9 protein-coding genes and 2 pseudogenes are annotated in these 15166 nt (G+C 55.0%); 3 read left to right on the top strand and 8 right to left on the bottom strand.

The genetic code is table 11. The features are described from left to right. Nucleotides 1–131: 131 nt before the first annotated feature. From DAQ1742_RS11530 to yebS, 4 genes and pseudogenes are all read right to left on the bottom strand, one after another. Nucleotides 132–326: a YdfD/YebW family protein gene (locus DAQ1742_RS11530; protein ID WP_035341489.1), complete on the bottom strand. Its 195-nt coding sequence runs from the start codon at nucleotides 324–326 to the stop codon at nucleotides 132–134. An 83-nt stretch (nucleotides 327–409) separates the two neighbouring features. Continuing rightward, nucleotides 410–1846 (bottom strand): annotated as a pseudogene (gene rsmF, locus DAQ1742_RS11525) (16S rRNA (cytosine(1407)-C(5))-methyltransferase RsmF); the annotation flags it as partial. Between the two features lie 143 nt (nucleotides 1847–1989). Further along, nucleotides 1990–4575, bottom strand: a pseudogene (locus DAQ1742_RS11520) (MlaD family protein). A 44-nt stretch (nucleotides 4576–4619) separates the two neighbouring features. After that, nucleotides 4620–5882: a membrane integrity lipid transport subunit YebS gene (gene yebS, locus DAQ1742_RS11515; protein ID WP_232046457.1), complete on the bottom strand. Its 1263-nt coding sequence runs from the start codon at nucleotides 5880–5882 to the stop codon at nucleotides 4620–4622. 503 nt (nucleotides 5883–6385) lie between these two features. On the opposite strand from yebS, the gene DAQ1742_RS20815 reads away from it, so the two are divergent. The 3 genes from DAQ1742_RS20815 to prc all read left to right on the top strand — a co-directional run bounded on the left by DAQ1742_RS20815 (nucleotide 6386) and on the right by prc (nucleotide 9524). Beyond that, nucleotides 6386–6667 carry a GAF domain-containing protein gene (locus tag DAQ1742_RS20815; RefSeq protein ID WP_331886701.1) on the top strand — a complete coding sequence of 94 codons (282 nt, stop codon included), beginning with the start codon at nucleotides 6386–6388 and terminating at the stop codon, nucleotides 6665–6667. An 84-nt stretch (nucleotides 6668–6751) separates the two neighbouring features. Continuing rightward, complete coding sequence (gene proQ / locus DAQ1742_RS11505; RefSeq protein ID WP_035341497.1) at nucleotides 6752–7483, top strand: RNA chaperone ProQ; 732 nt, start codon at nucleotides 6752–6754, stop codon at nucleotides 7481–7483. A gap of 19 nt (nucleotides 7484–7502) precedes the next feature. After that, a complete protein-coding gene (gene prc, locus DAQ1742_RS11500) occupies nucleotides 7503–9524 on the top strand; it encodes a carboxy terminal-processing peptidase (protein ID WP_067486898.1) in 2022 nt (673 codons plus the stop codon). Between the two features lie 118 nt (nucleotides 9525–9642). On the opposite strand, the gene DAQ1742_RS11495 is transcribed toward prc, so the two are convergent. From DAQ1742_RS11495 to narX, 4 genes are all read right to left on the bottom strand, one after another. Then, nucleotides 9643–10698, bottom strand: coding sequence for a DUF481 domain-containing protein (locus DAQ1742_RS11495; protein ID WP_035341504.1), 1056 nt, complete (start codon nucleotides 10696–10698; stop codon nucleotides 9643–9645). Between the two features lie 248 nt (nucleotides 10699–10946). Then, complete coding sequence (locus DAQ1742_RS11490) at nucleotides 10947–12215, bottom strand: acyltransferase family protein (RefSeq protein WP_035341506.1); 1269 nt, start codon at nucleotides 12213–12215, stop codon at nucleotides 10947–10949. Nucleotides 12216–12466: 251 nt separating this feature from the next. Next, entirely contained in the window at nucleotides 12467–13159 is a 693-nt protein-coding gene (gene narL, locus DAQ1742_RS11485) for a two-component system response regulator NarL (protein WP_051124037.1), read from the bottom strand. Beyond that, a complete protein-coding gene (narX, locus tag DAQ1742_RS11480; RefSeq protein ID WP_035341507.1) occupies nucleotides 13152–14963 on the bottom strand; it encodes a nitrate/nitrite two-component system sensor histidine kinase NarX in 1812 nt (603 codons plus the stop codon). The genes narL and narX overlap by 8 nt, the downstream gene beginning before the upstream one ends. Between the last annotated feature and the right edge of the window lie 203 nt (nucleotides 14964–15166).

Genomic DNA, 15166 nt, shown 5'->3' with positions numbered 1-15166 from the left:
GGCGCATCTATTGCTGTTCGGGCAATGTCGTTATCGTATGACATTGCCCGGTGTGTTGATCAACAGGAGAGTGGCAACACCGTGCGAAAGCGTCGGTGCCCACGGTGGTGATGGATGACGACAGGTCGCGGTTATTGGCGGTCACGGTATTCACGAGCGGGTTGCCAGTCGCCGTGATGAAATTCATCCACCGGAAAACAGCCGCCGTTACGAATTTGTTGCTCCTCCATGGCGCTCAGGCACTGTGGTTCATTAATGTAGGTTCCCGCGACCAGACTCTCGCAGTTACCGCCGAGGTAACAGACAAAAATCACCAGTGCGAACATAACGCCCCCAAGACGTCAACGTGCAGCCTTGCCCTGAGTGAGAGTGTAGCCGAAAAATGTCAGCCGGGGGCCGCCGAGGAGGTTCACCGCGGCCGGTTTACCGGTGTAATAGCCGCGCCATCGCGCACCAGGTCGCGTGGCAGCGTGTTTTTCAGCCGTGCACCAACCGGCTTACTTAACCCCAGCGCGGCCTGATGCCAGGTCAGCAAGACCTCATCGCGCCCGGTGGCGCTTTCTGGATAGAGATCTTTCCCCTGAAACCAGTCAACCACCTGTTGTGTGTTGAGCTCCAGACACGGCGTTTGCCCGCCCACGCCCAGTGCGACCACGGCTTCGTGCTGCCAGCGGTAGCCTTTGGCAATACGCTCGGCCAGTTTGATGCCCATACGTGAAAAACGCATTTTGCCAAGGAGCGGTTGTAACGCGACGGGGAATAGCCAGATTTCATCATCCCGTTGCCAGAGCTGTAACTGCTGTTCGCGCCAGAACAGGCCGCGCTGCTCAGCGGCCTGACGCAGCGGTAATGCTTCTTTCGGCGGGACAGGGGTGAACGGTAGTTTGCCCACTTTATAACGGGGTTCGGGCAAACCGGGAACACTGGCGGTCTTACGTAAACGTGCGACGAAAAACCCTTCACTGTCATAAATTTGCGGGAAAACGTGTAAAAACCCTTCTTCAGTGATCGCCTGAGATGCCTGTGAGAATAAGGCGTCCAGCGGTTCGATGGTGCAGGCCTCGGGAAATTGGTTCAGCAACCAGCGGCAGACATGCTGGTTTTCCTGATGATTGAGTGTGCAGGTCGAGTAAATCAGTACACCGCCGGGTTTCAGGGCGTGAAATGCACTTAAGATCAATTCTCGCTGGGTTGCGGCTATCTCATCGATGCTGTCGGTTGACCAGTGGCTCATGGCTGCCGGGTCTTTGCGAACCACGCCTTCACCGGAGCAGGGCGCATCAAGCAAAATAGCATCGAAGGTATCAGGCAGCGCAGCCCCAAACACCCGGCCATCAAAGTGTGTCAGTGCCGTGTTGCTGACACCGCAACGATGCAGATTGGCATGCAAGACCTTGACCCGGCTGGCTGAGTATTCATTCGCAACAATCAGCCCCCGATTGTGCAGGCGGGCGGCGATTTGCGTAGTTTTGGAGCCTGGCGCGGCCGCCATATCCAGCACCCGCTTCTCTTCAGGCAAGACATCCCCCATAAACAGCGCACTGACGGGCAGCATGGAACTGGCCTCCTGAATGTAAAACAGGCCGCTGAGGTGCTCTAAAGTGTTGCCCAGGCGCAGGGTATCCTCGTGCGTTTGTTGCAGCCAAAACCCCTCGCTACACCACGGGATAGGCTGGAGCGCCCAGCCATAAGGCGCGACCCGTTCGAGAAAGGCCGAGACGCTGATTTTCAATGTATTGACGCGAATGCTGCGCCGTAGCGGGCGCTGGCAGGCGGCGATAAACTCATCCATGGCTAGATGGGCGGGCATGATGGCCTGCATCGTGCTGAGAAATTCGGGCTTGAGGGTGAAGAGGTAGCCTTGGTCACGGCATGGTTTCCGTTACAACAACAATCGAAGCCGGGATTTTATCATATCTGAGTGCGATGAAGGGAGGCCGCTCACCCGCATGGCGCGGGCGAGCGGTGAAGGACTGACAATGTGACGGGTTAGCGCTCTGGCAGCGCAGTGCCCCAGTCACGCCAGCCACCCGGCTCCTCGTTATGCAGCAGGAAGTGTTTACCGGCTAAGGTTGCGGGGGCCAGTGGCGTGGCGGGCGGTGTGGCAAAAGCGATACCACCACGAATGAATTGCTGGAACGTGCCACTTTTGATAACGCCCCCCGTCAGGCCAAATTGCAAGTTGTAGCCTGATGCCAGCCAGAATACCGAGTTGTCGCGCACCAGTTGCGCGTGACGCTTGCTGATACGCAAGGCTACCGATACCCGGTCAGACAGCGGGCCGAGCGTCAGGCCGGTAACGGTGCCGACTTCAATGCCGCGAAACAGTACCGGTGTGCCTATCTGTAATGAGCCGGCCTCAGCGGTGTCCACACTGATATTCAATCCATCCTGATAGCGCGAATCGGAAATGGTGGCTTTTTGCAGTTCGAAATTACGGGTCTGAACGCCGTTACCCGGATCGGCATTGATATAGGGCTGGATCAAGGTTTCCAGATGGTTAACACCCGCGGCGGAAATCTCCGGTGTGACGACGGAAAACCGCGTGCCTGCCCGGGCAAAATGGCGCACGTATTCGGGGTACAGCACCGCTTGTACCCGCACTTCATCACGTTGTTCGGACAGTTTGAGTGATTCAAGCTGGCCGATATCAATGCCCAGATAACGGATTGGCATCCCTGTTGAGAGCTTGCTGGCATCATAAGTGCGCAGCGTAATGCGGCTGCCAACGGCCCGTGCGGCCGTTTCGTTGCTATACAACGGCCGTTTAGCGGTTTGAACATCGGCGGCACCGTCCACATTATCAAAACTGATAGCGCCTTTCAGGGCACGGCTCAGGGGCGAAGCCTGTACGGTCAGGCCCGCGCCGTTGAGCTGCACTTTTGCGCCGCCTTCAGCCCAGAACACGCTGTTTTCACTCAGCAATTTGCGGTATTCGGGACGAATGGCCACATCAATGGTGAACCATTCGGCATCCGGTCGGATGCGGGTGATTTCGCCGACTGGAAATTTGCGATACAGCACCAGTGAACCTTCTTGTATATCCGGCAGGCTGTCGTTTGCAGCGTCAGCGTGGTGGGCAGTGAGGTTCCGGTGACACCGGCACTGGCTTTTTCTTTATCGCTGTAGAGCGGGTAGCGGGATTGTGGTGCGCCGTTGCGGCCGGCAGCACGGTGACCCCACCACTGAGCCACTCCTGAGCGCTGGCCCCCAGAACCTGCACGCCATCGAGCCCCAGTTTGACATTGATCTGACTGCTGGCGATGAACTGGCTGTCCTGATGCAACAAATGGCGATATTGGCTGTCGATGACGGCGATAAAATTCACGCTGGTATCGGTCAGGGTACGGCGTGCTATCTGACCGATTTTCACGCCATGCAACATCACCGGCTGGCCGCTGTCGATGCCGTAACTCTGGCTGGCCGTCAGCTCGATGTGCAGGACACCCGGCTGTTGCAACGCGTGTTGCATGGTGTCGGCTACCACGAAGTGCTGTCTGGCTTCTCCCTCACCGGGGATGAGTGTGAAGGTTGCACCGCCCAGCAGGGCTGGCAGGTTCATTTGTGCCAGCGACAGTTTGGGTGCTGCAAGTTCAATGCGTGTTTGTTCGCGTAACAGCGGCACAACGGATGGGTCAACGATAAGCTCGCCGGTGACGCGCTGATTTTCGCCAAGCGTCAGGCGTTGCAGCGTACCAACCTCAAGCCCCTGATAAAGCAGTGGCGTGCGCCCGGCGTGCAGGCCATCGCCGGAAGGCAAATCCAGGGTTATCTGAACCCCGCGCTGGCTTTGTGCCAAATCAGGGTACAGGTCGTAATTTTGGTCAGCCGGAGCGGCGTCACCGGGTTCGGGCGAGTCAAATGCCACTGCGCCGTTGACCAGTGCTGACAGATTCTGCATGTCGATAGTCGCCCCGTTCAGGCTGACATCGGCTTTCAGACCGGAGACATTCCAAAACCGGCTGTTTGTTTTGACCAGCGTGGTGAAGCGGCGATCGATCAACACATCGATGACGACACCGCGGTGATCCGGGTTGATGCTGTAGTCATACACCTTTCCGACCGGGATTTTGCGAAAATACACCAGTGAACCGGCGTTCAATGAGCCCAGATCATCCGCCCGCAAATGCACCAATAATTCACCGCTGTTAACCCGGTATTTGGGTTGCGTATCTTGCGCGACAAAGTGGCGCACCGGTGAGCCTGAGCCGGGTAACATGCCGATATAGTTACCCCCGACCAGCGCATCGAGCCCGGAAACACCGGCCAGAGAGGCTTTGGGCGTGACGAGCCAGAATTGCGTCGCGCTGCGCAGCGCATCTTTCATATCATTGCGGATGCTGGCGATAACCTGAATGGTGCGCAGGTCATCACCGAGTTTTATGCTGCGCACCGTGCCCACTTCCACACCCTGTAGCGCACCGGGGTACGTCCCGGCACAATGCCATCGGCCGAGACAAAATCAATCGTAATAGTGGCTCCCCGCTCTTGCTGATTGGTATAAAGCAGCCAGCCTGCGATGAGTAAGGCGACCAGTGGCAGCAGCCAAAACGAGAGCCGACGGCGGGTTTTGATTCTGGCTTCGCCGAGGGCGTTGGGTTCTGCATGGCTATTTCACATTACTCCGCATCAATTTTTGTTCCACGTCTGTCGTTATCCCACATCAAGCGGCTATCCAGCCATTCAACAGACAATATTGTCAGTACCACCGCTGCGCCAAAATAGAACGCGGCAGGCCCCATCGTGAAGGCCAGCAACTGGTCACGATTAACCAGCGACATCGTCAGGGCGATAACAAACAAATCCAGCATTGACCAGCGGCCAACCCAGCGCATGGCACGCAGTAACCTCATGCGCACGAGCAGGCCGCGTGGTGTCTGTGCATGAATACTGAGCAGGAGCGAGGCGGTGGCGAGCACTTTGAAAAAAGGCACCAGAATACTGGCAATAAAAACAATCACCGCCACCGGACATTGCCGCTGGCCAGCGACACAATGCCCGACAGTATCGTGTCTTCGCGCCGCACGCCATTGACGTAGATTATCGAAATGGGCAACCAATTCGCGGGATGAGCAAAATAACGGCGGCAAGCAGGGCTGACCAGGATTTTGCAGGCTGTAAGGCCGGCGAGCCGTCAGCGGAACATGGCAGCGCTGACAGCGGCCCTTGCCATCAGGAGCCGAGGTAAAGTGGCATGATAAGCAGACGCGTGCATGGGCAGGCAGCGCTCGCAACGGGCGTTGCGGGTAAAAACGCTGCCACAACTGTTCCGGGTTGAGATGGATAAGGGTCAATAAACTTAACAGCATCACGGCAATAAATGCCAGCAACCCCTGACCGGGAAGCACTTCGGAGAATTCGCGCACCTTTATGGCAGAAACCGCCATGCCGACCAGGTAGACATCGAGCATGACCCACTCTTTAAGACGCGCGAACAATAACAGCGCCGGACGCAGGTTCATCCCTATGCGCGGAGCAAAAAACAGATAGAGCAGAGCCGTTACCAGCGTTAGCGGTGCGCCAATGGTACAGAATGCCACCATGCTGGCGGTAAGCGGGTGCCCTTGACGCGTGATTTGCCAGATGCCTTCCAGCAAGCTGGCACTGATAGAAACGCCAAATAGCCGGATATTGATAAGCGGCTCGGTATAGGCAAATGGCATCAGCACCAGCATGGCAACGGCCATCGCAGCAAGGCGGGCGATAGACCAGTCCCGCCCGCTGGCGACATGAGCGTCACAGCGAGGACAATAGCCATGCTGGCGTTGTAAGTCTGGCAGCGTAAAGTGCGCATCACATTGCGGGCAGCGCCTGCGCTTTGGCGCTATTGCACAGGCTGCATCAACCGCCACGCAAGCCGGGGCGGCGTTATAAATTTTCATATTTCCTGCGGGCAGGTTAACAGGACAGGTATTATCATAGTGTAACTGAATGATGGATGACACAAAATCACTGCTACGCTAGTGCCCTGAGAAACGGATCTGTTCGTCGCGCTGAGGTTGTTAGCGCGATTGTTACAGGGTGTCGGCGTGGTGATATCCGGGGGATATGGTTGGGCTGGCAAGAGAAATCCTGTAGCATCCTTATCCGATTCTCTCTGTCATGATGCGGCGGCCTGAGCTATTGCGCGGGCTGTAAAAATACTTTCTGCCTATTTGCAAAATGAAAAAAAGAACAATTTTATGATGAATTGGTGAACGACCTGTCGGCGCTGATTGCCGAGAAGATCGTTTCATCACGATTTTATCCAACAGCAGTGCGCTGTTGTTTGAGCGTCTGGAAGCGGTGAATTGGGCCGGGTTTTACCTGCTGGAGGGTGACACGCTGTTTTAGGGCCGTTTCAAGGCCGCCCTGCCTGTGTGCGTATTGCAGCAGGAAAAGGCGTTTGTGGGCGCGCCGTGCTGGAAAATCGCGTTCAGCGGTGGGGGATGTCCACGCATTTCCCGGCCATATCGCGTGTGATGCTGCCAGTAATGCCGAAATTGTCCTGCCGATGGTGGTCGATGGCGTACTGGTTGGCGTGCTGGACATTGACAGCACGATTTATGACCGCTTCGATGCAGCCGATGAACAGGGCCTGGAGGCACTGGTAGCGGCGCTGTGTCAGCAATTATCCCAGAGTGATGTGCTGACTTTTATTAATTCTCGTATGTTGCGACAAGGATAACGTGGCAATTGCTGATGGCGTCATTATAATGACGCCTGTTCATGCCTGCGCTGGTTGGCAAACCCGTTGTAATCAGGAAATTTCATGGAAAATCAACCTAAGTTGAACAGCAGTAAAGAAGTGATCGCTTATCTGGCAGAGCGTTTTCCGCTCTGTTTTACGATTGAAGGTGAAGCGCGTCCATTAAAGATTGGCATTTTTCAGGACTTGGTCAACCGAGTATCCGAATCTGAGCACGTCAGTAAAACACAGTTACGGTCAGCACTACGCTTGTATACCTCAAGCTGGCGCTATCTGTATGGCATCAAGTTGGGTGCACAGCGTGTTGATCTCGATGGCAATCCCTGTGGGGAGCTTGAGCAGCAGCATGTCGAACATGCGCGCAAGCAACTGGAAGAAGCGAAAGCCCGGGTGCAGGCACAACGTGCCGAGCAGCAGGCGAAAAGACGTGAATCTGGCGAGGCGGAACCCGCACGTCCACGTCCCGCCGGTAAAGGGGCTGTGCGCCGTGACCGTGAGGGAGCCGCTCACGCTCCGCGTAAACCTCGTCCGGCTTCCCGTACCGCACCGTCTTCGTCTTCCTCACCATCCGTTGCTGAATCCAAACCCCGTCAGCCTAAAGCTGCCCGTGTGGCGAAGCCTGAACACCAGAGTGTGACGGACATTTCCAGCCTGAAAATTGGCCAGGAAATCAAAGTCAGGGCTGGCAAAAACGCCATGGATGCCACTGTGCTTGAGATAGCGAAAGACGGAGTCCGGGTTCAACTGGCTTCCGGTCTGGCGATGATCGTACGCGCAGAACATTTGCAGTTCTGATACGGAGGCCAACCAGGGCATGAACACTTTTGTTAAAGCAACCGTTTTAAGTTTACTGTTGCTCTCCGGGTATGGTGTTGCCAGCGAAACCATCACCCGTGAAGAGCAGATCCCGCTGTTGCAGCCGGAAGCGCAACATTCGACCGTCAGTGAACGTGTGGCATCACGTTTCCTGCGCTCTCATTACCGTCAGTTCATGCTGGATGCGCAGTTCTCCGGCAAGATCTTCGATCGTTATCTCAATATGCTCGATTACAGCCACAATGTGCTGTTGGCTTCCGATGTGGCGCAATTTGCCGATCAGAAAGCGCAATTGGGTGACGATCTGAAAAACGGCAAACTGACCTTGCCGTATACCATGTACAACCTGGCGCAGAAGCGTCGGTTTGAACGTTATCAGTACGCGCTCTCCTTGCTGGAAAAACCGGTCAATGTGAATGGCAGCGATGTCATTGATTTAGATAGGGCCAAAGCGCCCTGGCCACAGAACGCACAAGAGCTGAACGCGCTGTGGGACGCCAAGGTAAAATACGATTGGTTGAGCCTGAAGCTGACCGGAAAGGCCGACGCAGAAATCAAAGAAACGCTCACCAAGCGTTATCAGTTTGCCGTGCGTCGTTTGGCACAGACCAACAGTGAAGACGTATTCCAGATGGTGATGAATGCGTTTGCGCGTGAAATAGACCCGCACACCAGCTACCTGTCACCACGCAATACCGAACAATTCAATACCGAGATGAGCCTGTCGCTTGAAGGCATTGGTGCGGTATTGCAAATGGACGAAGACTACACGGTGATTAACTCGATGGTGCCTGGCGGCCCGGCGGCGAAGAGCAAACGCATTAGCGTGGGCGATCGCATTGTCGGCGTGGGCCAGTCAGGTAAACCGATGGTAGATGTGATTGGCTGGCGTCTGGATGATGTGGTCGCGCTTATCAAGGGGCCGAAAGGCAGCAAGGTGCGCCTGGAGGTGCTGCCCGCCGGTAAAGGTACTAAAACGCAGCAGATTACCCTGACCCGTGAGCGTATCCGCCTTGAGGATCGCGCGGTGAAAATGTCGGTAAAAGAGGCCGGGAAAGATAAAGTTGGCGTGCTGGATATTCCAGGGTTCTATGTCGGGCTGACGGATGATGTGAAAGTCCAGTTGCAGAAACTGGAAAAAGAACATGTCAGCAGCATTATTATTGACCTGCGTGGCAACGGCGGTGGTGCGTTGACAGAGGCGGTTAGCTTGTCCGGGCTGTTTATTCCGAGCGGGCCGGTCGTCCAGGTACGTGATAATAACGGCAAGATCCGTGAAGACAGTGATACCGACGACACGCTCTATTACAAAGGGCCGCTGGTGGTACTGGTCGATCGTTTCAGTGCGTCGGCATCGGAAATCTTTGCCGCTGCAATGCAAGATTATGGCCGGGCGCTGATTGTCGGGGAACCGACGTTTGGTAAGGGCACGGTGCAACAGTACCGCTCAGTCAACCGAATTTATGATCAGATGCTGCGCCCGGAGTGGCCTGCGCTGGGGTCGGTGCAGTACACCATCCAGAAATTCTATCGCATCAATGGCGGCAGTACGCAGCGCAAAGGTGTGACGCCGGATATCATCATGCCGACAGGCAACGAGGTGGTGGATACCGGTGAGAAATTTGAAGACAACGCGTTACCGTGGGACAGCATTAAGCCAGCCAGCTATTCGGTGATGGGAGATGTGAAACCACTGTTGCCGGGACTGCTTGAGCAGCACAATGCCCGTATCGCCAAAGACCCTGAATTCCAGTTCATTCAGCAGGATGTGGCACGCTATCAGGAGATGAAAGAGAAGCGTAACCATGTGTCGCTGAATCTGGCACAGCGCCAGAAGGACAACAACGAAGAGGAAGCGAGCCGGTTGATGCGTATCAACGATCGTTTGAAGCGTCAGGGCAAACCGCCGTTAAAATCACTGGATGATTTGCCGAAGGATTATCAGGACCCTGATGCCTATCTGAGTGAAACGGTGCAAATCGCGCAAGACCTGTCTAAAACCTTGGCTAAGCCTCAGTGAGGATATAACGGTTATGGCGGTCGGCGGCTAATAAAAAGCCCGGTTTGAAATGAAACCGGGCTTTTTTCGTTCAGGCTATTCTCGCCGCAGCCTTATGGCTTAAAGCGGGCGGCGGTCATTACCAGCCGACGCCCAGACCGAGCGTATAGAGTGTGTCGTTGACGTTGCCCTGAACGCTTTCAGTACGGTTGCGCGAAACCTTCATGCTGACGGAAGACCAGTCAGTCACTTTTAAGCGCAGGCCCGCACCGGCTTTGAAGTAGAGGGGCGTGGTGCTGTCAAATGAGCGACCCACCTCACCGTCGGTAAACAGTTCGGTACGTTTACTGAACAGGAAGCGGCTATAGTTCCATTTCAGGCCGCTGGAGTAGAAGTTATCTTCACTGTCATTGCGATAGATGAAGGTCTGGGCGTTGACCAGCGTGGTGACAGAAAATGCCCCCAAATCGTTATCCCAGAACTGATAACCCGGACCAGTACCAAAAGAACGGTTGATCTTGATGTTTTCTACCCAGTCACGTTTGTACTCGTAACGACCCTGCCAGAACCAGTGTTCATCAATGAACTTGTCCAGCGCGTATTCACCCGCTGCATTTTTGGTGCTTTCCACATTGTCTTCTTTGGTCATGTGGTAGCTGGCATCAAGATTATGACGCCATGTACCATGACGCAGACGGGTGTTGAGCGTCACATCACGGTTATCCGTTTCAGTGGAGCTTTTCTTATGGGCCAGGCTCACATCAATGTTGCCTTTCCAGGAGAAATCTTCCACCCAACGGCGTGGCACCACCATCGAGTTAATGTCGGATAACGGCAGCGTTTCCTGCCCGGCGCTGACCTGCTGGCCATCCGTACTGACCGGTTGGGCGACAATCGCGCGTGAATTTTCAGACGCCTTGATAGCCGGGTAGAGTACCCCTTTTTCGTAGCGTTGACCCTGAATCACTAATCCGTGGTCAGTCTGGAAGGTTTTCACTTTGTCCCAGGTGACGGATACGGTGTCAGCGTAATCGGTTTTGATAAACAGTTTGCCGCTATCGAGCAGCGTGATCTGGCCGCTGATTTTGTCGCCGTTGGTTAACCAGACGGTATCTGCATGGCTTGCAGACATGCCAGCAACACTGAGCGTGACGAACAGACTCAGTGACGAAAGAACGTGTTTGGAATGTGTCATGATGTCAGATAAAACTGTGGGTGACTAAAAAGTGAAAGACGCCGTTCAGCGGGGCTGCCGCTGCATCGATATGCCAGTTTTTATTCCGGCGGGGCAAACATTAACAGGAATTGCGTTTTGTCTCTAGGTATAAGTGCGACTGAATTAGAATGGAAATTGTTATAAACGATGTAATTAATGATTTACGGCTATAACGGAGAGGGCTATCACACCAGGGGCATCCGTGCCGTCACCGTTGTGGTTAACTGTCACGCGGTGCTGCGTGATGGTGTAAAGCGTGGCCTCAGAAAACGCGCTGTCAGTGACAGCTTCATGCGCACGACCACATGTTCCTGAAAGAGCATGCACAATACGACCGTGGTTAACAGGAACAGGGCATAACCGGTCATCGAGAGGTTAACGCGCCCTGCCGCGTCAATGAAAGCATCCCAGTGATAAAAACATGACCACGGATCGCCGCGCAGTAGCTGCTCCAGCGTGCGGAACAGGTTAAACAGCGGAACGTGCAGTGCAAAAATCGATAACGAGGCCGCGCCAAGCCGCGTGGCCCAGTTTTTCAGGTGTTCGCTGGCAGGCTCGCGCTGGTCGGCAAATAACCACACCAGTGCGATTTGCGCTGGCAGCAATAGACCATTGTGTAACAGGAAATACCAATAGTGTTCGCCGTGAGTGAACAGCCCGGTTGCCAGTATAAAACAGGTACCGATAAACCCGGCCAGGGCGTTACGCTGCGGCTGGCTCAGCGGCGGGTGCTGACCATCACGGTATTGGCGAAAAAGGGTGTAACTGAGTATTCCGGCCAGGAATTCTGGTAAGCGTAACAAGGGGTTACGCTGTAGCAATCCGGTGTAGGGTGTGCCATACAGGTGATGCCAGATAACCCAAAGCGGGGCCAGCAAATAGAGTGCGAAAATCAGTATTAACCATAATCGTGGGTAACGACTGCGGGCCAGCGGCGGAGCCAGCACAGGGAACAACAGATAAAAGAAAAACAGGGTTGAAACTGACCACAACGGGGCATTGAATGTCAAAAAATAGGGGTTCCAGGCCTGAAGCATTAACAGCTGTAATAAACCGTTTAGGGCCAGCTCGGGGTTATTCATGTAGTGGCGCAATGTTTCGGGTAACACGCTGGGATCATTACTGTCATAAATGACAAAACGGGCGCTGGCGAGCGGGCCGTCAGGGGGAATGGCCAGCCAATGCATGAGGCTGACGACAACAATCGATGACGTCAGGCCGATAAGGTGAATCGGGTACAGGTTGAATAAACGCCTGGCTAAAAAATGCCGCGCCGGCTCCCTGAGCTTGCCATCGCGCAGATAGACATGGCTGAGCAAAAAACCCGAGAGCACAAAGAAGGTGCTGGTGGCAAAGAACCCCATGCTGGTCAGCTCGCTGAGAAACGGGATCGTTTCTCGCTGCGGGTAGACATGTATTGTGTGGTAGATCATCACATAACAGCCGAGCAAAAAGCGCAGCCACTCCAGCCCGATAAACCGTTCTTTGACGTTCACTCTCTTCTCCTCCGGTTTGCGCCTGGTGAAAACGCAGTCAAACTGACATGCCCAACAGCGTCAGTCTGGAACAGGAATGTGGGGAAATATCTGGCGAAATGGCGATAAAGTACGAAAAACCATGAGGGGGTGTTACGCTATCCGTTGCGGTGCAAACTTACGTATGGAAATGTAAGTGGGGAGGCTTTACTGTGGTTTTTAGCATCAAAGGATGACGCAGTGTTTAAGGGCCGGTGACTGCCCTTTTGCGGTTAAAAAATCTTTTCCTGAACCACCCACACGGCGGCTTCTACCCGGGAGCGCAATTTCATTTTTTTCAGCAAATGTTTCACATGCACTTTCACCGTGCTTTCCGTAATATCGAGTTTGCGGGCAATCACTTTATTGGGCAGACCCTGGGCAATCAGCTTGAGAATGTCTTTTTCTCGCGGCGTTAGCAGTTGAATATCGCGCGTATCGCTGCTGCGCGCTTCGCGCAGACTGGCCGCCAGTACCGGTGTCAGTGTGTCACTGAGCACCATTTTTCCGGCTGCTGCCTGATGCAGCGCAACCAGCAGATCTTCCGGCTCCATGTCTTTGAGAAGGTAGCCATCCGCCCCGCCTCTAAAGGCGCTGATGACATCCTCTTCGTGGTTGGAAACGGTAAACACCACAATCCGGCCAGAAAGCGCCGTCTCGCGCAGGCGGGAGAGGGTGGCCAGGCCATTCATGCCGGGCATGTTCAAATCCAGCAGAATCAGGTCAGGGTCAAGCTGTGCGGCCAGTTCAACCCCCTGCGCCCCGTGGCTGGCCTCGCCGACCACACGTAAATCCGGTGCCATACTGAGCAACTGTTTAACACCGTTACGCAGCATAGGGTGGTCGTCAATCAGCAGAACCGTCGCGGTATCATTGCCCGGCAGCGGGGAGGCATCCGGTATGTCCTCAGAGAGGTGGTCAGGCATGGTTTTCTCCTGTTAATTCGTTGGGCTGGCGGTAGTCTGCCTGAAAGCGAACACAGACCTCTGTGCCACCAGACACAAGGCGCTGAATCGTGAGCTCGCCATTCAGGCTACGGGCGCGATCGCGCATGATAATCAGGCCATAGTGATTCAGGCGCGAGGCATCATCACGGATGCCGATGCCGTTATCACGTACCTGCAACTCAATATGCCCTTGATGCTGGCGCAGTGTAATAGTGACGGCGCTGGCCTGCGCGTGCTTATAAATATTGCTCAGGGCTTCACGAATGATTTGCAGTAAATGAATGCCCTGATGGGCCGATACCGACTGCAACGGCAACAGGTATTGCAGCTCGATATTGTAACCAAGGCGTGAGTTGAACTCCGCTACGGTAGCTCGCAGTGCCGCCAGCAAGCCTGATTCTGACAACTGAAGCCGGAACGTGGTGAGCAATTCCCGCAACTGCCGATAGGCGGTGTTAATTTCATCACGCATCGCAGCCAACTGCTGCTGTACCTCTTCGGGCAGTGAGGTGTGTTGCATTTGCAGGCAACTGAGCTGAATTTTCAGGCACGAGAGCGATTGGGCGATAGAGTCGTGTAATTCACGCGCGATGGTTGCCCGCTCCTCCATTAACATCAACTGTTGCCGATGGCTGGACTGCCGCTCCAGCGCCAGCGTACCGGTAAGCTGCTCGAGTAGCGTGTTGAGCAACTGGTGCTGGTCCGGCGTGAGCGATTGCGGGGCAGGCATCCAGGCCAGCACCCGGCCATAGCGCCCCAGCTTATCGTGCAAATCCCAGCTTACCGCTTTCCCTTCTTCACGCTGAGATGGCGTAAGCCGGTGACAAGCTCGCGGGCAGTGATTATCCGGGCAGGTTTGCGGATCGGGCAGATGAGTCAGCCCCGAGGCGGCTAACTGTGGTTGATGATTATCCTCATACAGTTGCAGGCGAATATCATAAAGCGGGATCAGCTCACCGAGCTCATCCAGCACGGGTAACAGGCGGCTGCACAGTGGGGCGCGGGTGTGCAGGCGGCGGCTGGCGCGATAAAGAAATGCCAGCGTCTCGTTTTTTTGTTGTAAATCGGCGGTTTTTTCGGCTACACGGCGCTCCAGCGAACGGTAAATGGCGGATAATTCATCCGACATGGCGTTTAGTGTGTGGGCAAGCGTACTCATTTCATCGTGACCGCGCAGGGTCACGCGCTGTGTAAATTCACCCTGGCCGATGGCTCGGGCCATCGCCATCAGCTTGTGTAACGGGGACAACAATCGGTGGCGCAGATAAAAAAAGGTCAACAGCAAGAGCAGCAGCATGATGCCGATAAATATCCGCTGCACCTGGGTTGCCAGGCGCAGATGCGCTTCGGTTTTCTGGTCGATAGTGAGCACCAGCGCATCCAGTTGATGGACGAAGTCGGCCACGGCAGCGCTGGCGTCACTGGGGTGTGATGCCTGACTCAGGCGGGGTTTGAGCTGTTCTGCCCAGTAGCGCTGTAGCGCTATCAATCCGTCATCCAGTTGTTCGCGTGTTACGGCTTGCTGCAAATCCTCGCTGTAGGCATCTTGCTCCAGCTCTTGCAAATAGTGCGTGTGCTGTCGGTCTAGCGGCAGCAGGGAGAGCAGCCGATAGCTTTGCATCCGCAGGGAGCCAGCCTTGTTGATAGCGTGCGCATTCCCCTGAATCCCCTGCGACATCCAGCTTGACACCGCCATACCCGCGATACCCAGCAAGCCTTGTAGCAGCATTAACAGCACCACCTGATTGACCAGCGAGAGAGGGAACTGAAAGCGTCTGAACATCAAGAAACCGCCTGTACGAAAGAAAATACGTTGGCATAGCCGTAAACTGCCGCAGAAACAGGCCGATAGCGCGCCCTCAGGCCGCGACCCACGCCACCAGGGCATTTTTTCTTATTTTGGTAGACAACCCTATACCCATAAAGGGGTAATCCTGAATTTCCGCGCCCTAAAACCGGCGAGAAGGTATGCGCCGCGTTTCGTGC

The sequence above is a fragment of the Dickeya aquatica genome, from assembly GCF_900095885.1.
GTDB lineage: Bacteria > Pseudomonadota > Gammaproteobacteria > Enterobacterales > Enterobacteriaceae > Dickeya > Dickeya aquatica.
The sequence above is the reverse complement of the archived record's forward strand: the minus strand, read 5'-3'. Positions and strand labels throughout refer to the sequence as shown.

Excerpts from the sequence above, each read along its gene's own strand:
- prc (WP_067486898.1), top strand. The coding sequence starts at position 7,503 with ATGAACACTTTTGTTAAAGCAACCGTTTTAAGTTTACTGTTGCTCTCC.
- DAQ1742_RS11530 (WP_035341489.1), bottom strand. The coding sequence starts at position 326 with ATGTTCGCACTGGTGATTTTTGTCTGTTACCTCGGCGGTAACTGCGAG.
- proQ (WP_035341497.1), top strand. The coding sequence starts at position 6,752 with ATGGAAAATCAACCTAAGTTGAACAGCAGTAAAGAAGTGATCGCTTAT.
- narX (WP_035341507.1), bottom strand. The coding sequence starts at position 14,963 with ATGTTCAGACGCTTTCAGTTCCCTCTCTCGCTGGTCAATCAGGTGGTG.
- yebS (WP_232046457.1), bottom strand. The coding sequence starts at position 5,882 with ATGAAAATTTATAACGCCGCCCCGGCTTGCGTGGCGGTTGATGCAGCC.
- DAQ1742_RS11495 (WP_035341504.1), bottom strand. The coding sequence starts at position 10,698 with ATGACACATTCCAAACACGTTCTTTCGTCACTGAGTCTGTTCGTCACG.
- narL (WP_051124037.1), bottom strand. The coding sequence starts at position 13,159 with ATGCCTGACCACCTCTCTGAGGACATACCGGATGCCTCCCCGCTGCCG.